Annotated in this window: 18 protein-coding genes and 1 other annotated feature; of the genes, 7 read left to right on the top strand and 11 right to left on the bottom strand. The window is 31.2% G+C overall.

Translation table 11 applies throughout. The annotated features are described in order from the left end of the window. Nucleotides 1-136: 136 nt before the first annotated feature. Nucleotides 137-886 carry a polysaccharide deacetylase family sporulation protein PdaB gene (pdaB, locus tag ACWJJ7_RS16330; RefSeq protein WP_462963019.1) on the bottom strand — a complete coding sequence of 250 codons (750 nt, stop codon included), beginning with the start codon at nt 884-886 and terminating at the stop codon, nt 137-139. A 295-nt stretch (nt 887-1,181) separates the two neighbouring features. Here pdaB and ACWJJ7_RS16325 point away from each other — a divergent pair, with 295 nt between their 5' ends. After that, the gene (locus ACWJJ7_RS16325) at nt 1,182-1,709 is read left to right on the top strand and encodes a DUF4364 family protein (protein WP_462963018.1); all 528 of its coding nucleotides are present in this window, start codon (nt 1,182-1,184) and stop codon (nt 1,707-1,709) included. 42 nt (nt 1,710-1,751) lie between these two features. Here the strand turns inward: ACWJJ7_RS16325 and ACWJJ7_RS16320 are convergent, their stop codons facing one another. Further along, nucleotides 1,752-2,633 (bottom strand): YncE family protein, encoded by an 882-nt coding sequence (locus ACWJJ7_RS16320; protein WP_462963017.1) that lies wholly within the window; start codon nt 2,631-2,633, stop codon nt 1,752-1,754. A 149-nt stretch (nt 2,634-2,782) separates the two neighbouring features. Between ACWJJ7_RS16320 and ACWJJ7_RS16315 the strand changes: the two genes are divergently transcribed. After that, the gene (locus ACWJJ7_RS16315; protein ID WP_462963016.1) at nt 2,783-3,031 is read left to right on the top strand and encodes a TIGR03905 family TSCPD domain-containing protein; all 249 of its coding nucleotides are present in this window, start codon (nt 2,783-2,785) and stop codon (nt 3,029-3,031) included. Nucleotides 3,032-3,108: 77 nt separating this feature from the next. Here the strand turns inward: ACWJJ7_RS16315 and ACWJJ7_RS16310 are convergent, their stop codons facing one another. Beyond that, on the bottom strand, nt 3,109-4,461 hold the full coding sequence (locus ACWJJ7_RS16310) for a bifunctional folylpolyglutamate synthase/dihydrofolate synthase (protein ID WP_462963015.1): 1,353 nt from the start codon (nt 4,459-4,461) through the stop codon (nt 3,109-3,111). A gap of 374 nt (nt 4,462-4,835) precedes the next feature. Further along, on the bottom strand, nt 4,836-7,478 hold the full coding sequence (locus ACWJJ7_RS16305; RefSeq protein ID WP_462963014.1) for a valine--tRNA ligase: 2,643 nt from the start codon (nt 7,476-7,478) through the stop codon (nt 4,836-4,838). An 85-nt stretch (nt 7,479-7,563) separates the two neighbouring features. Continuing rightward, nucleotides 7,564-7,790 (bottom strand) — a binding site (T-box leader). Nucleotides 7,791-7,968: 178 nt separating this feature from the next. Between ACWJJ7_RS16305 and ACWJJ7_RS16300 the strand changes: the two genes are divergently transcribed. After that, complete coding sequence (locus tag ACWJJ7_RS16300; protein ID WP_462963013.1) at nt 7,969-8,988, top strand: ABC transporter substrate-binding protein; 1,020 nt, start codon at nt 7,969-7,971, stop codon at nt 8,986-8,988. A gap of 611 nt (nt 8,989-9,599) precedes the next feature. On the opposite strand, the gene ACWJJ7_RS16295 is transcribed toward ACWJJ7_RS16300, so the two are convergent. After that, the gene (locus ACWJJ7_RS16295; RefSeq protein WP_462963012.1) at nt 9,600-10,037 is read right to left on the bottom strand and encodes a hypothetical protein; all 438 of its coding nucleotides are present in this window, start codon (nt 10,035-10,037) and stop codon (nt 9,600-9,602) included. Then, nucleotides 10,019-10,786 (bottom strand): HipA domain-containing protein, encoded by a 768-nt coding sequence (locus tag ACWJJ7_RS16290; protein ID WP_462963011.1) that lies wholly within the window; start codon nt 10,784-10,786, stop codon nt 10,019-10,021. Before ACWJJ7_RS16290 ends, ACWJJ7_RS16295 begins: the two co-directional genes overlap by 19 nt. A 205-nt stretch (nt 10,787-10,991) precedes the next feature. On the opposite strand from ACWJJ7_RS16290, the gene ACWJJ7_RS16285 reads away from it, so the two are divergent. Next, nucleotides 10,992-11,183 (top strand): hypothetical protein, encoded by a 192-nt coding sequence (locus ACWJJ7_RS16285; protein ID WP_462963010.1) that lies wholly within the window; start codon nt 10,992-10,994, stop codon nt 11,181-11,183. 333 nt (nt 11,184-11,516) lie between these two features. Here ACWJJ7_RS16285 and ACWJJ7_RS16280 read toward each other — a convergent pair whose 3' ends face one another. The 3 genes from ACWJJ7_RS16280 to ACWJJ7_RS16270 form a co-directional block, all read right to left on the bottom strand. Further along, entirely contained in the window at nt 11,517-15,794 is a 4,278-nt protein-coding gene (locus ACWJJ7_RS16280) for an acyl-CoA dehydratase activase-related protein (protein ID WP_462963009.1), read from the bottom strand. A gap of 311 nt (nt 15,795-16,105) precedes the next feature. Continuing rightward, on the bottom strand, nt 16,106-16,267 hold the full coding sequence (locus tag ACWJJ7_RS16275; RefSeq protein WP_462963008.1) for a hypothetical protein: 162 nt from the start codon (nt 16,265-16,267) through the stop codon (nt 16,106-16,108). 2 nt (nt 16,268-16,269) lie between these two features. Further along, nucleotides 16,270-16,398 carry a hypothetical protein gene (locus ACWJJ7_RS16270; protein ID WP_462963007.1) on the bottom strand — a complete coding sequence of 43 codons (129 nt, stop codon included), beginning with the start codon at nt 16,396-16,398 and terminating at the stop codon, nt 16,270-16,272. Between the two features lie 94 nt (nt 16,399-16,492). On the opposite strand from ACWJJ7_RS16270, the gene ACWJJ7_RS16265 reads away from it, so the two are divergent. The 3 genes from ACWJJ7_RS16265 (at nt 16,493) to ACWJJ7_RS16255 (ending at nt 18,499) form a co-directional block, all read left to right on the top strand. Further along, nucleotides 16,493-17,266, top strand: a complete 774-nt coding sequence (locus ACWJJ7_RS16265; RefSeq protein WP_462963006.1) for an ABC transporter ATP-binding protein — start codon at nt 16,493-16,495, stop codon at nt 17,264-17,266. Then, nucleotides 17,250-18,050, top strand: coding sequence for an ABC transporter permease (locus ACWJJ7_RS16260; RefSeq protein ID WP_462965026.1), 801 nt, complete (start codon nt 17,250-17,252; stop codon nt 18,048-18,050). The genes ACWJJ7_RS16265 and ACWJJ7_RS16260 overlap by 17 nt, the downstream gene beginning before the upstream one ends. 92 nt (nt 18,051-18,142) lie before the next feature. Continuing rightward, on the top strand, nt 18,143-18,499 hold the full coding sequence (locus tag ACWJJ7_RS16255; protein WP_462963005.1) for a tetratricopeptide repeat protein: 357 nt from the start codon (nt 18,143-18,145) through the stop codon (nt 18,497-18,499). 19 nt (nt 18,500-18,518) lie between these two features. Here the strand turns inward: ACWJJ7_RS16255 and ACWJJ7_RS16250 are convergent, their stop codons facing one another. Then, a complete protein-coding gene (locus ACWJJ7_RS16250) occupies nt 18,519-19,724 on the bottom strand; it encodes a transglutaminase domain-containing protein (RefSeq protein ID WP_462963004.1) in 1,206 nt (401 codons plus the stop codon). Next, nucleotides 19,678-20,562, bottom strand: a complete 885-nt coding sequence (recX, locus tag ACWJJ7_RS16245) for a recombination regulator RecX (RefSeq protein WP_462963003.1) — start codon at nt 20,560-20,562, stop codon at nt 19,678-19,680. Before recX ends, ACWJJ7_RS16250 begins: the two co-directional genes overlap by 47 nt. Nucleotides 20,563-20,564 lie beyond the last annotated feature (2 nt).

Below are 20,564 nucleotides of genomic sequence, written 5' to 3'. Positions count from 1 at the left end.
ATATAAATATTCAGTTTTTCAATGTAATATACCTAATATTAAGAGAATTTTGTTTATATCTATTTTCCCAAAATTATAACTAATTGTCATTTCCATTATAATACAAATACACTCTAAATTTCAATACATTTAATTTTTATTTTTGTATTTGTTTTCCTGATTCATTTATATAATAATTTTTTTTGTATATAAGGTCTGATATTTTTACAAATTCATAGCCTTGAGCCTTAAAATGTTTTAAAATTTTATCCAAATTTTCAGGGGTATATTTTGCATTATTGTGAAATAAAAGTATGGAGCCCGGCTTAGTCTTTTTAATTATTCTATTATACTCAATTTCTGCCCCCTGCTCTTTCCAATCAATACTATCTGCATCCCATTGAATGCAATAATGATTTGTTGATTCTACGGTTTCAATTACTAAATTATTATATTCTCCAGATGGGCATCTAAAAAGAGTTGTTTCTTTCCCTGTTACAGCCATTATCTTAGCATCTGTGGTGGTTATTTCTTTGTTCATTCTCTCTTTAGATATTGTAGTCATTATAGGATGATTATTAGAATGATTTCCTATTTCATGGCCTTTTTGATGCATCGTCTTTACCTTATCCGGATACTGATCTATCCACGCTCCCACTATAAAAAATGTTGCTTTAGCATTGTACTTATCTAATATTTTTAATATATCATCTGTTCTATCATCACCCCAGTTTGCATCAAAAGAGATTGCAATCTTTTTCTCTTTAGTATCTACGGAGTAAATTGGTAATTTACGTTCTTCACCCAAAAACACCCCCTTAGTTTTTAAGTTATAAACGCATATAGTTGATAAAACTCCAATGAAAATCGCACAAAATATTATTAGATTTTTTTTTATGTAATTCATGTTCTCTTATACCCTCCTTATAATCACTTTGTACCAAAGTAATAGATATCACCTGTTGTCTCCTCGCGCACTTATACTTTAAATTTATATTCTAAAAGTTAATATATATGTGTATAATTTAATTTATAAAGTTTATTTCTTTTGAAAATTCAGATAAACCATTATATAGTACTAAAAATTAAAAGCACCGAATCATTTCGGTGCTTTTTATGTTATAATGTTTATAGTTAATTTTACATGAAACAAGACAGTTCATTATTGTTTTGGATTAAGCAGACTACAAGGAGGAACAGATATGTTTGAAGATGCTTTAGACTTAGCTGAAAATAAGCTTCTTTTGCTTTATATATTTTATAAAATAAAGCTCCCTATTTCTAACATTCAAATAACACAAATTATTTTAGAGAATAATTTTATAAATTATTTTACTTTGCAACAATATATTACGGAACTTATTGCATCTAACCTACTTAAGCATACTGATCAGAAAGGTAAAGATAGATTAGTCATTTCACAAAAGGGTGACAATGTTCTATCCTTATTCAAAGGAAGAATTTCTGAAAGCAAGATACAACTTATTGATAGCTATTTGAAAGTTCATATTGAAAATATCAAAAAAGAACTAACGGTTAGTGCTGATTACACAATAGAAGACAATAATAATTATTTAGTTAACCTAACCGCTTCAGAAGATAATTTTACGCTTATAGATATTAAACTTAGTGTTGCGTCAAACAAGCAAGCACGAAATTTATGCAGCAACTGGAGAAAAAAGCCTTCTGAACTTTATGCTAAAATAATTAATCTCCTCATAGATGACTAATCTTCTTATAGAAGCTACTAATCTTCTTATAGAAGCTGATTTTTATAAAAGCGCCATTCCTGTAGGCTCCCCGCCAATAGAGATGGCTTTTTTATTTTCAGTAATTTTATCAATTCTAAAAAGCAAATTGTTATAATTATCACCTACATACAAATATTTTTCATCTTCTAGTATTCCCCTAGGCATACCTCCAATTTTAATTTTTTTTATCTCTTTGTAATTATTTATGTCTAATATGCTCACCGTGCCATCTCCAAAATTTGATACATAACAGTATCTTTCATTACAATACATGTCCACAGGCGAATTACCAACAGGTATCTTGTATAATACGTTATAGTTTTTTAATGAAATAATGCTTATACTTCCCTTATTGTCCATACCTATATTGCTCTCGCAAACTAAAATATAATTTCCATCCGGGGTAATTAGAGCTTTAGTAGGATATGCCCCCACCCTAATGTTTTTAATATTTGCACTCTGAGCACAATCTATTATTGTTATGCTGTCACTATTCATATTTGCTACTATAATAAGGTTCTTTCTTTTACAAATATAAATACTATGTGGTGAATTACCACAGGGAATTACTTCTACAATGTTTTTTTTATCTAAATCAAAAACTATTATATCATCAGAATCTCCACAAATAACATAAGCCCTATTATCATAAACTGACAAATCATTACAATGCATACCTATAAAATAACTTTCCGTTTCATAATTATCAATATCGACCACAGAAATACTATTATCATAACTATTAGCTGTTAAGATTTTATTTTTATAGACATATATACCATGAGGACCAATTCTTTTGAGATTTTTTTTATCCAAATATATTTTTTTTTCTTCTATAAACAACTCCAAGTTAACTTTTGATATGCAATCTGCTGAAGTACTACACGCATATAACTTTCTCAAATCCCTCACCTCCCCATAACCATAATATGAAAATAGCGCTAATATGCTAACAATGTTTTCATTAAAATTAAATTCTTGAAATGAGGATACTTAATAGTATATAATAATTAATGTGATTATTAAAATTACAGAACACGGAGGGGTAAATTATGTATAGTTATGAACCAAAAGGCGTTTGTTCAAAAAAAATAACTTTTGAAGTTGTTGACGATAAAATAACGGAGATTGTTTTTACAGGAGGATGCTCTGGCAATTTAAGTGGAATTTCAACCTTAGTAAAAGGGATGGAAGTTTCCGAAGTTATAAAAAAACTTAAAGGTATTGGCTGTGGTGGTAAAAGCACTTCTTGCCCGGACCAATTAGCTTTGGCGCTGGAAGAATTAGTTGTGAATGCTTAACCAAATAAAAAAGAAAAAAGTATATATTACTATTAATGCATTATACGTAATATATACTTTTTCTCTTTTTAATGCTATTAATAGCCGTGAACATTTCGTATTATTTTTCTCATATCTCCCACCATGTATAAAGAACCTGACACTAACAGTAAATCATCTTCATCGCAGTAGCTCAAAGCTTTTTTATATGCCTCCTCATATTCTTCAATCGCCTCGCAACTCATAGTATATTTTTCTACTTGGATTTTTAATTCTTCGCAGAGTTCTGCCCTATCGCTATGAGGCGTAACAGTAATAACCCTACTTACCTTTGGAACTATAGTTTTTATCATCTCTTCCACTTGCTTATCCGCAAGGATTCCTAAAATTAATATGATTTTTTTGTAGCTAAAATACATATCAATACTCTGCGTAAGTTTTTCTATACCGTCTATATTATGTGCACCATCTATAACTACTAAAGGCTTTTTATGCATCACCTCAAGCCTCGCTGGCCACACTACATTCCCAAGCCCTGTTATTATATCATCTCTATTAATCATTGCGCCTTGCTCTATAATCTCCTCTATAGCATGAACCGCTACAGAACAGTTTAGTAATTGATGTTTTCCTAAAAGTGATAAATCAATAATATAATCATTGTTTGAAGTTTGCACTTTCATTTTTTGAGTTATAGCATTATTGCTAGTACACATTGCTTCTTTCATTGAAGTAATTGCGGTATATTGTAAATTTTCCTTGCCTAAATATACAGCTGAATCCTGTGATACCTTTGTTAATTTGCATTTTTTTTCTCTACATATTCTTTCTATTACTTCCTCGCTTTGTTTTTGTTGTGGAAATATAACTACGGGAATCCCCTCTTTAATAATACCTGCTTTTTCACAAGCAATTTTAGCGATGGTATCTCCGAGTATTAGCGTATGATCCAAACTAATAGACGCAATAATACTTAAAATAGGTGTAATTACATTTGTCGAGTCAAGCCTTCCACCCATCCCTACTTCAACCACTGCAAAATCTACATTATTTTTATAAAAATATAAAAAACCCGCGCAGGTAATGATTTCAAACTCTGTTGGATTGCTATACCCTAGTTCCACTACCTTTTCTACCGCTTTAGAAACCTCTGTTACAACATCACTTAAATCTCCTTTAGAGATATTTTTATTACTTATTTGCATTCGTTCTTCAAACTCTTCAATAAATGGCGAAATATATGAGCCTACCTTATATCCAGCTTCGACCAAAATCGTAGTCACCATAGCAGTAGTTGAACCTTTCCCATTAGTTCCTGCAATATGTATACACTTTATTTTTTTATGTGGGTTTCCTAAAAGCTCTAATATTTTTTCAGTTCTCTCAAGCCCAAGTTTGCTACCAAACTTTGCTGTATTTTTTATATAAGCTATAGCTTCATCATAATTCATGCTTATCCTTCCTTTCAAAATAAATAACTAGGTACAGTTAAATTTTATACCAACTTAGGGACAGTTAACAACCTTTTATTATAAAAATTCAAAAAACTTTGTAACACTTTAATCATTACTCAAATAAAATATTCTAAGTAATTCTTTTTAGGGATTATTTTATGTATAGATACCGCCACTAATACGTGAGAAAATATTGGAGACGGTTAACATCTAGTCCCCCATTAGCTCTGTTAACCTTCCCCTTTAGTTTTCATAAAAATCCCCTATAGGATAGACTTTTATCTACTCTATAGGGGATTTTTATAATTCAATGTTGCGTTTGTTTTGCTAAGCTATATTATTTAGCAGCAGTTACATAAGCTTCAATTAAATCATTTCAAGTTTTCTATACTTTTAATTACTAAATCATACATTTCTTTATATTTTTCGCCCTTAGCTTTTTCCTCATCAACCACTTCAGTTGGAGCTTTAGCTGTGAATTTTTCATTACAAAGCTTTTTCTCGACTCTATCTATTTCTTTTTTTAGTTTTTCTTTTTCTTTATTTAATCTTTCTAATTCTTTTTCTAAGTCTACAAGCTCAAGTAGTGGCATATATACCTGCGCGCCCTTAGTTACTACTGTAACTACATTTTCTGGTGCTTCGGCTTTTGTAGCTAGAAACTTTACCTCACTAGCTGATGCAAGTTTTTGAAAATAAACCATACCTTCCTCAAATGCTTCTTTCGCCTGGGTTGCATATATAAATACTTTAGCTTTTCTTGAAGGTGCTACATTCATATCTGATCTAGCATTTCTTACGTCTTTTATCGCTTCTATAATATAATTCATATTTTCTTCAGCTTTTTCATCTTTAAGGGCATCGTCATACTCTGGCCACTTAGAAATCGTTATAGATTCATACTCATTATCTAAGTGAGTATAAATTTCTTCTGTTATAAATGGCATAACAGGATGAAGTAATTTAAGCCCAGTTTTTAATACATTGTTTAATACATTTAATGCGATGCCTTTGGCCTCACCATCTTCTGCATATAATACTGGTTTAACAAGTTCAATATACCAATCACAGAATTCTGTCCACATAAAGTCGTGAGTCTTTTGAAGCGCTATCCCTATTTCATATTTCTCAATATTTTCTGTAACTTCTTGTACTACAGTGTTCATTCTTGATAATATCCACTTATCAGGGGCAGTGTAATTTTTATTGTCTTTATATTTCTCCATTAATTCGCAATTATTGTTCATCATAACAAATCTAGAAGCATTCCAAATTTTATTAGCAAAGTTTCTAGCTGCTTCAACTCTTGACTCATAAAACCTTATATCACTACCTGGTGAATTTCCTGTTGCGAGCGAAAACCTTAGCGCATCTGAACCGTATTGGTCTATTACGTCTAATGGATCAATACCATTTCCCAGGGACTTAGACATTTTTCTTCCTTGCTCGTCTCTAACCATTCCATGTATTACTACTGTTTCAAATGGCACTTCCCCTAAATTATAAATTCCTGAAAAAATCATTCTTGCTACCCAGAAGAATATAATATCATATCCCGTTACTAAAACACTTGTTGGATAGAACTGTTTTAAATCCTCTGTGTTGTTTGGGAAGCCAAGTGTTGAGAAAGGCCACAATGCTGAACTAAACCAAGTATCAAGCACATCTTTATCTTGATTAAGATTTGTACCATTACATTTAGTACAGTTTGTTGGGTCCTTAACTTTAACTATCATTTCCCCACAGTCCTTGCAGTACCATACTGGTATTCTATGTCCCCACCATAACTGTCTTGATATACACCAATCTTGAATATTCTCCATCCAATTAAAGTATGTTTTTTCAAATCTTTCAGGGACAAATTTAGTTTTGTTTTCCCTTACGGCGTCAATTGCTGGCTTTGCAAGAGATTCCATTTTAACGTACCATTGCTCTGAAAGCATTGGCTCTACTGTAGTTTTACACCTATCGTGAGTACCTACATTATGAGCATGGTCTTTTATTTTAACAAGTAGTCCTGCACTATCTAAATCTTCTACCATGACCTTTCTTGCGTCATATCTATCAAGACCTGAATATTTTCCATAACCTTCACATATAGCTGCATTTTCATTTAAAACTACTATTTGCGGTAGATTATGTCTCTTTCCTATTTGATAATCATTAGGATCATGTGCTGGAGTAATTTTAACTGCGCCTGTTCCAAACTCTATATCAACGTAATCATCTGCAACTATTGGTATTTCTCTATTTACTAGTGGTAACATTATTTTTTTTCCTACTAAATGTGTATAACGTGTATCTTTAGAATTTACCGCTACTGCCGTGTCTCCAAGCATGGTTTCTGGCCTTGTGGTAGCTATTTCTAAGAATTCATCACTACCTACTATTGGATATTTTATATGCCAAAAGTGACCCTCTTGTTCTTCAAACTCTATTTCAGCATCAGATATTGCCGTATTGCATTTTGGGCACCAGTTTGTTATCCTATTTCCCTTATAAATAAGTCCATCATTATATAATTTAACGAAAACTTCTCTTACAGCATGATTTAAATTTTCATCCATAGTAAAGCTTTCACGGGTAAAATCAACAGAACATCCCATTTTTCTTATTTGACCTCTTATTTTTTCTCTATATTCATTAGTCCACTCCCAAACTTTTTCAAGGAAGGCTTCTCTTCCCATTTCTTTTTTCTTAAGCCCTTTTTTTAAAAGTTCATTTTCAACCTTTACTTCTGTTGCAATACTAGCATGGTCCTCACCAGGAAGCCACAAGGTGTTGTAGCCCTGCATTCTTTTAGTTCTTATTAGAATATCTTGAAGAGTATTATCAAGAGCATGACCTAAATGTAATTTTCCTGTAATGTTTGGTGGTGGCATTACTATTGTAAAAGGTTTTTTATCTTTATCAACGGTTGGAGTAAAAAATCCTTTTTCTTCCCACCACGCGTAAAGTCGTTCTTCAAATTCTTTGGGATCGTAATTCTTAGCTATATTGTTATCTTCTTCCATTATTAATTCCTCCTAAACAATAATTAGTATGTCAATTTATTTTGGCAATGAATTTCTAAAACAATAAAAAAAGAGCCTTCGTCTATAAAAGGACGAAAAGCTCGCGGTACCACCTTTTTTCCTGCAATTTTGCAGGCTCTTTAAAATTTAACGATTAAGAAAACCGTCTTTGCCATCTACTCATAATTATATGAATTGGCAAAGAAACTCCGAAGCTACCTTCAAGGTTTTTCATATAGAAGATCTTACAGCCTCTGGATCTTCCTCTCTTAATATTAATTTTCCCCTACTCCTCTTCATCTAAGCTTTTGAATATTTTATAATATTATTGTTTATTTGTAATTTTATAATATTATTGTTTAATTGTAATTTATTTTTATTATACCTCTTAATTTGTATATGTCAAGATATTTCATCTTTCAGTTTAAATTGTCACCTCTACACAATCTTTCATATTATATAATGATAACAACTATATATGGAGGTATCTATGAAGATTAAAAAATTTTCGATTCCCATTTTTCTCTCTCTTGCCTTAATAACCACCTTATTTTCTGGATGTAAAAAAAACACCACCGATGCTTTAGTAAAAGTAAAATTAAATGAAGTAGTTCGTTCTATTTTCTATGCCCCTATGTATGCAGCTATTTCTCAAGGCTTCTTTAAAGAAGAGGGTATTGAAATCGACCTTTCAACTGGGCAAGGAGCAGACAAAACTATGCAGCAAGTATTAAGTAAATCTGTAGATATAGGTTTCTGTGGACCTGAGCAAGTTATTTACATCTATAATCAACACCGAGAAGACTATCCTGTTATTTTTGCACAATTAACACAAAAAGATGGATCTTTCTTAGTAGGTAGAAATGCTGAAGCGAATTTCAAATGGGAATCCTTAAAGGGTAAAACTATAATAGGAGGAAGACCTGGCGGCGTACCTGAAATGGCTTTTGAATATGTTTTAAAAAATCATGGTATTAAACCAGGCGTTGATATAAAGCTTGTTACGAACCTCGCTTTCACAGCTACGTCTGGTGCTTTCAAGGGCGGAACAGGTAATTATGTTACTCTTTTTGAACCTAGTGCTAGTATGATGAAAAAAGATAATTCTGGACATATTGTAGCCTCCGTCGGAGAGTCCGCTGGAACCATACCTTATACATGCTTTTTTACTACAAAATCTTATATAGAAAAAAATCCAGAAATGGTGCAAAAATTTACTAATGCAATATATAAAGGTCAAAAATGGGTAAGTAGTCATTCCGATAAAGAAGTAATGACTTCAATTAAATCTTATTTCCCTGGCGCAGATGAAGCTATTCTTACTTCATCTATTAAAAACTATAGAGATATAAATGCTTTTGCGCCAAATCCAATATTAAAATCAGATGACTTAACAAAGCTTATGGATATAATACAATCTTATAACGCAGCGTTAATTCCTGAAAGACCATCCTTTAATAAAATTGTTAACAATAGCTTTAGCGACAAAGCGGTAAAAAATCTAAAATAAATATCAAGTATGAACTTTCTCCGACGTGCCTTGAAACAAGAGATTGAAACGTGAAATTCTATTAAATAATTCTAGTGTTTCTGCTCTTCTTATTTCAAGTCACTCTGGAGAAATTTCATACTATTATACATATCTACATTAAGATGTATCTAATAGAGCTGACAGATAAAAAAATAATTGTAAATCTCAATTCCCTTCATAAATTTAATCTTGTGATAAATAATTAAATTTTTCATCATCTATTTTGTTTATTTTGTTTTTAAAATTGTAATTATTTAGTATATTATTAAAACATTCAATCATGTAAGATCTAGATTCATCTATTTTAATAATTTGTTCGTTTTCTATTTTATCAAATGAACAATTCCAATGGCAATCATCCTTATTTTCTAAAAATCCTCACAACACTTTCATCTTCTATTATTAAAATTTTATTCATAGTAAATCTCCTAAGTTTATATTTATAATGCTAATTGTACCATTTTTTTAAGATATAGAGATATATTTAGATTTAAGGATACTCTAATGCACATTCAAAAAAATAAAAAGGCACAAGAAGATTTAAATCCACTTGAACCATCATATACCAATATAAAAATATGAACCTCACCTTAATTTTTCAAAAAATATTCCTCTGTTAATAAATCATCTCTAACCGAATTAGTAAATTTAATATGACATTCTTTATAAGTTTCTTTACTATTTCTTCTTACCCAAAAAGTATCCAAAAAACACATTCCCTTTGCTTTTAAAAACAATTCCCATTCATCCCAAAATTCCATATCATAATATTTTAGATATTTACTCAAGTTCATCCGATTATATGGTATTATTCTATTAACTATAAATTCTCTAATAACATCACTTTGTACTTTTATTTCTTTAAGCTCAAACAATCCATAAAATTCTGCTGGATATAACTTTAAATCACTAATTTCTTTATTTCGCTTAAAACTATATTCTTCTGACACTATGTCATAGGACAATTGTCCTAAAAAATAATCTTTATTCATAAGATCTACTGTTTCAATTACTGATTTGGGAAGCATATTTTAACCTCCTTTATTCTTTCTCTCAACAATTGCAAAATAAAATCCACTCGTTTTTCACTAAAATGCTCTTTGTACTTATCTATTATTTGCTCAAAATCAATATCAATATTTAAACTATGTTTATCTACTAGTCTTAATTGTTTTTTATTGCTACTTTCAAAACATTTAGCATAGTCCGCGTCTAATAATAAATCATCTATGTCTTCATTTATTAAATCATCTTCATCTAAATGTGAACCTAAAGATAATCCATTGTCATAAATAGGTGCGAATCTTAATTCATCATCCTTTTCAAGAAAAGCAAAATTTTTCAAATGCCGGTCTGTATTATTTACAATATAATCAAAAATAATCATATTATTTAAATTTATCTTTATTCCAGGAAAAGTTTCAACTAATTTATTATATAAATTTTCTCTAGCTATACCAAGTATTCTCATCAGTCTGTTGGCACTATAAAATCGTTCTTCTTCTTCATTGTAAAACCATTTAGAAACTGAAACCAATCTACCATTTCTTTTTTCTAATGTATATTCTGCACAATCTATCCCCATTAATTTTGCCAATTCATAGCAAATACATTCTGTTACTGGTTCCAATATTGAGCTTTCTTTTTCTGCGCTTCCTCTTCCTGACTTCACCAAATACTTATGATTCCCTCTAATTATAATGTATTTTTCATAAACACCAAGCGATGAACTATTTATAAAATTCCTTATATTTTCGATTTCCACTTTTTCTTTCACCTCACTCTTCACTACACGTACATATAATCTTTACTTCCTATATTCTTTATTATAACCATAATTCTATATTGAAACAACATACGCTATTTAAAAATCATTCAAGGTAATAGTATATTATATTTAGTGTAAATATATCTTTACACTCAGTATTTTGATGTGCCAATTGAGGAATTGTTTTATTTGGAAAAATTTAGGTGAAATAATTATGAAAAAGAAAAAGTTACAAATCTTTGGTTGGGTGTTTATCATGTTATGTATGATGGTAGGTGGTTTTTGGGGTATGTATATTTTTGGTGAAGACCCTATTGAACATGTTATGCCTATTATAGGTGGGTTAGCATTAGGAAGTGTCATAACTTTGATTTTATATAAGTGGAATAAAAAAAGAAGGTATTAACCCTCTTTTATATTCCATATTCTTTTATATGTCTATATAACAAGAAAATTTATACTTTTTAATCTTACTTCATTGCTTATTTTGACTACTAATAAGGTATGAAGTTTCTCCGAAGTGACTTGCAATAAGAGACGACAAAAGTATTGAAATTTCATTTAGAAATTCTTCTTTTGCGAATATAAAATCCTCGTGAGCCTGCCAGGACGTCAGGCTAGCGAACCTGAGGCAGGAGGCCGAATGTGAGCGCCAGAGAATTTTATATTCGCAAGAGATTAGAATTTCTTAATGGAATTTCTTGTTTTGAGTTCGGTTGCAAGGCACGCAGGAGAAATTTCATACTTTTTTATCACTAGCTACTTCTTGATGCGCAATTTTAACTTCTTCCTCACTCTTAAGGTTTTTAAAAGCAATGGACATCATAAGCTTTATTCTATTAATTTGATTTACTTCACTTGCACCTGGGTCATAATCTATAGCAGTTATATTAGCTCCTGGATACCTTCTCTTTAATTCTTTAATCATTCCTTTACCTGTTACATGATTTGGAAGACAAGCAAAAGGTTGCATACACACTATGTTTCTTGTTCCGCTTTCGATAAGCTCAACCATTTCAGCAGTGAGAAACCATCCTTCGCCTGCTTGATTACCTAGTGATAAAATAGGCGATGCTCCTTCTGCTAATTCCTGTATAGTTTTAGGTGCGTGAAATCTTTTACTACTTTCTAAAACTGATTTCATACGTTTTCTGAAACCTTCTATATATCGAATCGCCATATTACTTAATACTTTATCAGTCCTACTCTTACCCAAATACTTATATTTAAAGTCATCATCATATGCACAGTATAAGAAAAAGTCCGTTAGATCCGGCATAACAGCCTCCCCACCTTCATTTTCAATAACATCTATAATGTTATTGTTAGCTATAGGATGGAACTTAACTAAAATCTCTCCTACTAGACCTATCTGAGGTTTCGAAATGTTTTTGATTTCTATATTGTCAAAATCAGCTACTATAGAAGATATATTATTATTAAACTCGCGACTATTACCTTTTGTCACAGCTTCTTTGCATATTTTCACCCATTTTTCATAAAGTAAATTAGCTGAGCCTAGTATCTTCTCATAAGGTCTAACCTTGTATAGGACCCTCATAATCAAATCTCCATACACTAATGCCATTATAGATTTTTTAAGAATTGGATATGTTAATTTAAAACCCGGATTTTTCTCAAGACCAGCCGCATTTAAGGATACCACTGGAACTTTTGGAAATCCTGCTTCCTTCAAGGCTTTCCTAAGGAATCCAATGTAATTTGTAGCTCTACATCCTCCACATGTTTGAGAAATTATAACAGAAGTATTATCTATTTCATATCTACCTGATTTTAAAGCAGCAATTATTTGTCCTACTACAATTATTGTGGGATAACAAGCATCATTATTTACATATTTTAAGCCTTCATCCACAGCTTTAGTATCTACCGAAGGTAAAATTTCTAAATTGTATCCTGATGAATTAAAAGCTTCCTGAACAAATTGAAAATGCACCGGAGACATTTGTGGACATAAAATCGTGTGATTTTTTCTCATTTCCTTAGTGAAAATAATTCTACTGTTGATCTTCTCAGTTTTTTTAGGAAAAATCCCGTTCTTGTCCCTTTCATCGAGGGCAGCTTTTAAGGATCTAATTCTAATTCTAGCAGCTCCCAAGTTATTTCCTTCATCAATTTTTAAACTTGTATATATCTTACCATTATTTTCTAAAATTTCTCCAACTTGATCCGTGGTAACTGCATCAAGTCCACACCCAAAAGAATTTAGCTGAATAAGCTCAATATTAGGCTCTTTTGCTACAAAACTCGCCGCTGCATATAACCTAGAGTGATATACCCATTGATCTACTATTTTTAAAGGTCTTTCAACAATACCTAGATGAGCTACAGAATCCTCTGTAAGCACGGGCATATCAAACCCCGCAATTAAGCTTGGAATTCCATGATTAATTTCTGGGTCTATATGGTAGGGTCTCCCTGCTAAAACAATACCCCTCTTTCCGGTCCGCCTAATATATTCTACAACTTCCGTGCCTTTACTTTGAATATCCAATTTAACCTTTTCAGTCTCGGTCCATGCCTTTTTAACCGCCATAGAAACTTCTCTTTTATCAATTCCAAAACTCGCCAACTCATCAGCTAATCTATTAATTAATTTTTTCTTATTGTCTAAAGAAATAAAAGGATTTAAGAACTTAATATCTCGGTCCTTCAAAATATCCATATTATTTTTTATTACCTCAGGATATGAAGTTACTATAGGACAGTTAAAATGATTATCCGCGCCCGCTTGCTCCTTTTTCTCATATGGAATACAAGGATAGAATATAGTGTCTACCCCCTTATTTATAAGGCTCATTATATGCCCATGTGCTATTTTAGCCGGATAACAAGCAGATTCTGAGGAAATAGTCGCAATTCCCATTTCATATACCTGTTTAGAAGATCTTTGGGACACTTCTACCCTGAATCCTAAATTTGTAAAGAATGTAAACCAAAATGGATAATTTTCATATATGTTAAGTACTCTTGGAATACCTATTACGCCCCTAATTGCCTCTTCTTTCTTTAATGGAGTATAATCAAATATTCTTTTATATTTATAGTCATAGAGATTAGGAACCTCTTCTTTTCCACTGCTTTTTCCCAATGCTTTTTCACAGCGATTACCAGATATAAATTCCCTTTCATTATCAAATTTATTAATTGTAAGAACACATTGATTTGCGCATTGCTTGCATCTTCCCATTGAAGTTTCTACATTAAAATTATCCAATTGATCTAATGATAATAGTGTAGAAATTTGGCCATCCTCAGCTCTTTCCTTTGCAATAAGTGCGGCGCCAAATGCTCCCATTAGCCCTGCAATATCCGGTCTAACCGCCTCTCGTCCTGAAATAATCTCAAAAGCCCTAAGTACTGCATTATTATAAAATGTTCCGCCTTGAACTATTATTTTTTTACCCATATCCTTCGGATCTCTTATCTTAATAACTTTAAGCAGTGCATTTTTTATTACAGAATAAGAAAGTCCTGCTGATATATCCCCAACAGATGCGCCTTCCTTCTGAGCCTGCTTAACTCTTGAATTCATAAATACAGTGCATCTTGAACCTAAGTCCACTGGACTTTTAGCGCATAAGGCTACATTTGCAAAATCTGATATTTGCATATCTAAAGAATGAGCAAATGTTTCTATAAAAGAACCACAACCAGAGGAACAAGCTTCATTTAACATTATGCTATCAATCACACCATCTTTTATTTTTAAGCACTTCATATCTTGTCCACCAATGTCTAATATAAAGTCTACCCCTGGTAAAAAGAATTTTGCTGCCTTGTAATGAGCTATAGTTTCAATTTCTCCAATGTCCACTTTTAAAGCTGCCATTATTAAACCTTCACCATAACCAGTCACCGCTGAATTTGAAATAGTTACTTCACTCGGTAAAATAGTGTATATATGTTTTAATATTTTTCTAACTACATTCAATGGATTACCTTCATTGCTTCCATAGTAAGAATATAAAAGCGCGCCTTCCTCATCTATAAGTGTAACTTTGGTAGTTGTAGACCCCGCATCTATTCCCAAAAAACAATTTCCCATGTAATCCCCTAATTCTCTTCTTGCTGCCTTATATTCGCTCTGCCTTTTGTTAAAGACTTGTAGCTCCTCATCATCTATAAATAGTGGTTTAAGTCTCCGAACCTCTTGGCTTGATGTTTCCTTTAACTTTGGAAGCTGTTTCTTTAATTCTTCAAAAGAAATAATGTCCTCATCCTTTGATGACATAGCAGCGCCAATCGCCACAAATAATTGAGAATCTTCTGGAAAAATAACTTGATTCTCTGTTAATTTTAACGTTTCAATGAACCTTTGTCGTAGTTCAGACAAGAAATATAATGGTCCTCCTAAAAATGCAACATTCCCCTTAATAGGTCTGCCACAGGCAAGACCACTAATAGTTTGATTAACTACTGATTGAAAGACTGATGCAGCGATATCTTCTTTTGCAGCACCTTCATTTAATAAGGGTTGAATATCAGTTTTAGCAAAAACTCCGCATCTAGCTGCAATTGGATATATAGTTTTATAGGTCTTTGCAAGTTTATTAAGTCCCGCTGCATCTGTTTGAAGAAGTGATGCCATCTGATCAATAAATGCGCCAGTACCCCCAGCGCAAGTACCATTCATTCTTTGGTCTATCCCTCCATCAAAATAGATAATCTTTGCATCTTCTCCACCTAGTTCAATAGCCACATTAGCTCTTGGGATAATAGTTTCTATTGCATACGTACTTGCAACTACTTCTTGAATAAATGTAATATTGAGCCATTTAGATAAGGCTAGTCCACCAGATCCCGTTACCACTATAGTAATATCGCATTCACGGAAATTAATATAAGCCTCATATAAAAGCTCGGCTATTGTACTTTTTATATCAGAAAAGTGCCTTTGATACTTACTATAGATTACTTTTTCTTGATTATTTAACACTACTATTTTAACAGTGGTAGATCCTACATCTAATCCAACATGTAATATTTTTTTCATAATTATCTTCTCTTTCCCCGCAAGTCTGGATTTATTTGTGTTTTTTGACCCTAATATTTTATTATATATGTTAATGCAGTTGGATTCAATCTCCATTTTTTAAATAACCTAATATTTCAGTAAATAGCCTATTTATTATATATCTTTATTCTTCAAAAACTGAATTTATTCCCTCTACTACAAATACTTATAATATTTTTTCTATTAATTACATATCATTATTGATAAAATTTGTAATTATTAATTGTATTTGTATAATATTAAAACATAAGTATATAAGATTATAACTCAATAACCATAATATTTTCAACCTATTTTTTCTTTATTATAGTATGTATATCCCTATTTAAATAAGTAGGTGATCCTTCTGAAATGTCGTTAATCATCTCCTGCGGAGCTGCAATATTAACGACTTCAGAAGGAGTTTTATATTCCCATCGAAGTTTTCTTTTTATTATGGTGTTTATGTCCATATTTATATAATGGGTAACTTTCCTTCTGAAATGTCGTTAATCATCTCCTGCGGAGCTGCAATATTAACGACTTCAGAAGGAGTTTTATATTCCCATCGAAGTTTTCTTTTTATTATGGTGTTTATGTCCATATTTATATAATGGGTAACTTTCCTTCTGAAATGTCGTTAACAATACATTATCTAACCTCATATACTAAACTATAACTCTCAAGGGGCTGATAAAGTGAATAAAGTAGAAATTAATAATATATGCATGAATTATCACTCTTTAACTGCAGAAACTCCTGCTTTAAAGCATATCTCATTTAGTGTAGAAGAAGGTCACTTTTTAAGTATTGTAGGCCCTTCTGGCTGTGGAAAATCTACGCTATTAAATATAATAGCAGGCTTAATTACTCCGTCATATGGCGAAATAGTAATTAAAAGTCATGATGGTAGCTCAAGCTTTTCAAAAATTGGATATATGTTTCAAAAGGATCAATTATTCGACTGGTTAACCATATGGGATAATGTACTTTTGGGTCTTAAAATTAACCACCGTATTACAGATGACAATAAGGAAATGGTAAAAAATATTTTAATAAGCTATAATCTCTGGGAATTTAGAAATCATCATCCTAGAGAATTATCCGGAGGCATGCGCCAAAGAGTTGCTCTAATTCGCACCCTAGCTTTAAGCCCTGAAGTCCTTCTTTTAGATGAGCCTTTCTCAGCTTTAGACTACCAAACTAGATTAAACATTAGTGATGAAGTTTATGAAATTATAAAAAAAGAAAAAAAGACTACTATAATGGTGACTCATGATATTTCTGAAGCCATCGCTATGTCAGATGAAATTATTATCCTTTCAAATCGACCTGCTGTAATCGTCAAAAAGATAGATATTGAATTTGGAGAAAATTTTTCTTGTCCTCTCAAACGTCGAGAAGCTCCAAATTTCAGAGTTTACTTCAATGAAATTTGGAAGGAGTTGAATGGCAATGTTGATTCAAAGTGATGAACAAAAGAATTATATCAAAAATGTAAAAAGGGAGAAATATACCATTATTTTTACAAGAATACTAATACTAATTGTTTTTTTTAGCCTTTGGGAAATAGCTGGAAGACTTAAATGGATTGATCCTTTTTTGACAAGCACACCAACAAAAATGTTTAATTCATTTATACAAATATATAATGAAGGCACACTGCTAACTCATATATCAGTAACATGTTTTGAAACGGTAACAGGGTTTTTACTTGGAACCATTTTAGGTGCCTTAATTGCAGTCTTATTGTGGTGGTCTGATTTTGTTTCAAAAGTTTTGGATCCCTACTTAATAGTATTAAATGCTTTGCCTAAAGTAGCCCTTGCACCTATTATTATATTTTGGGTAGGCAACGGAGTAAAGGCAATAATAGTAATCGCTCTTTTAATATCAATAGTTGTTACCATAATTAGCATACTAAGCGGTTTTAGTGAAGTGGATGAAGATAAAATTAAACTTTTAAAAACCTTTGGAGCTTCTAAATACCAAATACTAATCAATCTAATTATTCCTGCATCTATTGGAGCTTTTATTTCTGCACTTAAAATCAACGTAGGTCTCTCATGGGTGGGCGTAATTATGGGTGAGTTCTTAGTGGCTAAAGAGGGTTTAGGATTTTTAATAATCTATGGTGGTCAAGTTTCCCAACTAGATATGGTAATGATGAGCATAGTGATACTTTCTATATTAGCTTATCTTATGTATGAAATGGTTGCACTTTTCGAAAAAAAAGTGGTTAATAAAAACAAATAAAATTCCACTTAAATGAATACATTTTAAAACCCTTGGACAGTATTTAGAATAACAAATTTATAATTCTTCGGAGAATTACAAGGAGGATAATAATGGAATACTTCCAAAAAGCTAACGAAATATACAATACTAAAGATTATAATAGAGCAATAATTCTCTATAAAAAATCCGCAGAAATGAAAGATAATGAGGCTGGTTCACTTTATAATACCGCAGTATGTTTTATTCACTTAAAAAAATACAAAAATGCAATACCTTTATTTCATGCTGCTATAAGCCTGCGCCGTGAAAGCAAATATTTTTTCAACTTAGCTTACTGCTATGCTATGTGTGTTAACAAGCAAAAAGCGTTATATTATTTCAATACCGCTTGGTCATTAAATAATGAAGATACAGATTGCGAAAAAGCCATTAATTTATTATTAAAAAGCTATAGAATAGCTCCCTAAAACTTAGGGAGCTATTCTATTACCATTCTCCAGCTATATTCTCTCCTTTATGGTCTATATCAAATCTTTTACTATCATAATAATCCCCACCAATTAAAAATGTTGGATCTACATTAATCCAGGTGTTTTCTTCCTCTATATATACTTGATTCCAAGCATGGCTAACCCAATTACTTCCGTTGAATCCTTGGCCAGTTATAATTCTCACCTTTATATTATTAGCTCTGCACATAGCTACATATAGACATGCATAATCAAAACATATACCGCTTTTCGAGTTAAAGGTTGGGATGGCACCAGATTTTACTTCTAAATCGTTATTTAATACTCTATTTGCTTTATCATCGCTATAACCTATTTCTCTACCTACCCATTTATAAATAGCCCTTGCTCTATCCCTTGTTCCATTTTTACCTTCAGCCAGGTTAATTGCAAACTTATTAATTTCATCATTAGACTTAACCCCTTGATCCAGAGTAATGCCGTTGTAATAAATTATACCTTTTGGCTTGTTTTGTAAATCAGGTTCTAAAGTAGAGGCCTCTTTTACTACGATTTTAAAAGAGTTATCAACAACATTCGGAAGCTTTTTTGCAAGCTTTGAATTAGTAAGTGGAATAACTACCTCTTTAGATATATAATTATATATTTGTGATTCTTCCAAATACTTATTATATGTATCAGTTATATTAAGAAGTGACAGGAAATTCAATATGAAAGTAATAACAATTACATAACATGTTGCTTTAGGCAACTGAAATACTGCACCTATAATTCTATTAAATAAAACACTTTTTTGCTTTACTTTGCGCTCTATGCTATCAAACAAAGGATAAAAAGTAATGCGAGATATAATATTAATTACAAAATTTATAACACTATAAATTATTAGTATCACTATTGGCATCATTAATACATAAATCACTAATGGTTTGCTATTAATAAACTCTATAACATTTATTGGTATACTTTTATATATTTTCTCATACATACCTTCATCACGCTGAATAAGAACTTTTTTCGTATAATAAATACCTAGACATAAAGAAAGCAAAAAAGATATACTTTGAAAAACTCCCTCAATGCCCCCTTTTAAATGTTCAGATGAGAATTTATATATAAATCCTTTAATTATTGGGTATATAAACAATAACAGTAAAATTAAACTTACAGGCTCTTTAAACACTCCTATCACCGCTTTCATTAACAATATCTTCCACGCCATTAATTAAATCTTTTAATACTTTTTTAATTTGTTCCCACTGAAATCCTCTTCTTAAAAGATAGTCTCCTAGCTTTTTATATAGCTTTATTTTGTGGGATTCCGACTTAATTAATATGTTGTATCTTTTACTAGCTAACTCGTATAATTTATCATAATCTTCTTGACAAGTATCTTCAGAGGGCGCCTTATCGCATGATTCCTCTTCTTTGTCATTTTCAGTGATTTTATCCAAAACCTGTTTAATTATTTCGTAATCATATCCACTGCGAGCTAAATAGTCTGATATTTTTTTATAAAGTTTTTTTGTATCATTCTCACTCTTAGATATTGTAACAATTTTTTTTTCGCCTAATTTCAAAGCTGTTTCGAGCTGCTGCTCATTAGTTATCTTATTAAGTTCTTCTTTAATTAATTCTTTTGGAAGAGATTTTTTTAATAAAGCAAACTTAATTTTATTTTTACCACTTGACTTAATTTTTTCTTTTATAAATAATTCAACAAAACGCTTATCATCAATAAAATCATACTGCTTTAAAAACTCCAGTACTCTATCTATAGTTTTAATATCAAATTCCTTTATCGTTAATTTATCAACTACTTGTTTAGCTGATTTATTGCTTCTCTCCAAAAAGTGAAGTGCGCAGGTTTTCCCTTTTATATAATTATCTTCATTAGCTATATCTTTTAAATTCTGTTTGTCCATGATTTTGCCTTTTTTAATATTATGGATATATATAAGTTCTGCATCACAAGCAAATGCATATTCGTCATCCATATAGATGTTAACTCTATGTTTATTTTTTTTTTGTATTTCAATTTTTGTTATAATGCTACTCAATT

It is taken from the genome of Clostridium sp. CM042, from assembly GCF_055080995.1.
Note: the sequence above shows the minus strand (reverse complement) of the source record. Positions and strands in the feature narration are given on the sequence as shown.

Coding starts and splice junctions, on each gene's coding strand:
- pdaB (WP_462963019.1), bottom strand. CDS start 886: ATGAATTACATAAAAAAAAATCTAATAATATTTTGTGCGATTTTCATT.
- ACWJJ7_RS16325 (WP_462963018.1), top strand. CDS start 1,182: ATGTTTGAAGATGCTTTAGACTTAGCTGAAAATAAGCTTCTTTTGCTT.
- ACWJJ7_RS16315 (WP_462963016.1), top strand. CDS start 2,783: ATGTATAGTTATGAACCAAAAGGCGTTTGTTCAAAAAAAATAACTTTT.
- ACWJJ7_RS16310 (WP_462963015.1), bottom strand. CDS start 4,461: ATGAATTATGATGAAGCTATAGCTTATATAAAAAATACAGCAAAGTTT.
- ACWJJ7_RS16305 (WP_462963014.1), bottom strand. CDS start 7,478: ATGGAAGAAGATAACAATATAGCTAAGAATTACGATCCCAAAGAATTT.
- ACWJJ7_RS16300 (WP_462963013.1), top strand. CDS start 7,969: ATGAAGATTAAAAAATTTTCGATTCCCATTTTTCTCTCTCTTGCCTTA.
- ACWJJ7_RS16295 (WP_462963012.1), bottom strand. CDS start 10,037: ATGCTTCCCAAATCAGTAATTGAAACAGTAGATCTTATGAATAAAGAT.
- ACWJJ7_RS16285 (WP_462963010.1), top strand. CDS start 10,992: ATGAAAAAGAAAAAGTTACAAATCTTTGGTTGGGTGTTTATCATGTTA.
- ACWJJ7_RS16280 (WP_462963009.1), bottom strand. CDS start 15,794: ATGAAAAAAATATTACATGTTGGATTAGATGTAGGATCTACCACTGTT.
- ACWJJ7_RS16275 (WP_462963008.1), bottom strand. CDS start 16,267: ATGGACATAAACACCATAATAAAAAGAAAACTTCGATGGGAATATAAA.
- ACWJJ7_RS16270 (WP_462963007.1), bottom strand. CDS start 16,398: ATGGACATAAACACCATAATAAAAAGAAAACTTCGATGGGAATATAAA.
- ACWJJ7_RS16260 (WP_462965026.1), top strand. CDS start 17,250: ATGTTGATTCAAAGTGATGAACAAAAGAATTATATCAAAAATGTAAAA.
- ACWJJ7_RS16255 (WP_462963005.1), top strand. CDS start 18,143: ATGGAATACTTCCAAAAAGCTAACGAAATATACAATACTAAAGATTAT.
- ACWJJ7_RS16250 (WP_462963004.1), bottom strand. CDS start 19,724: ATGGCGTGGAAGATATTGTTAATGAAAGCGGTGATAGGAGTGTTTAAA.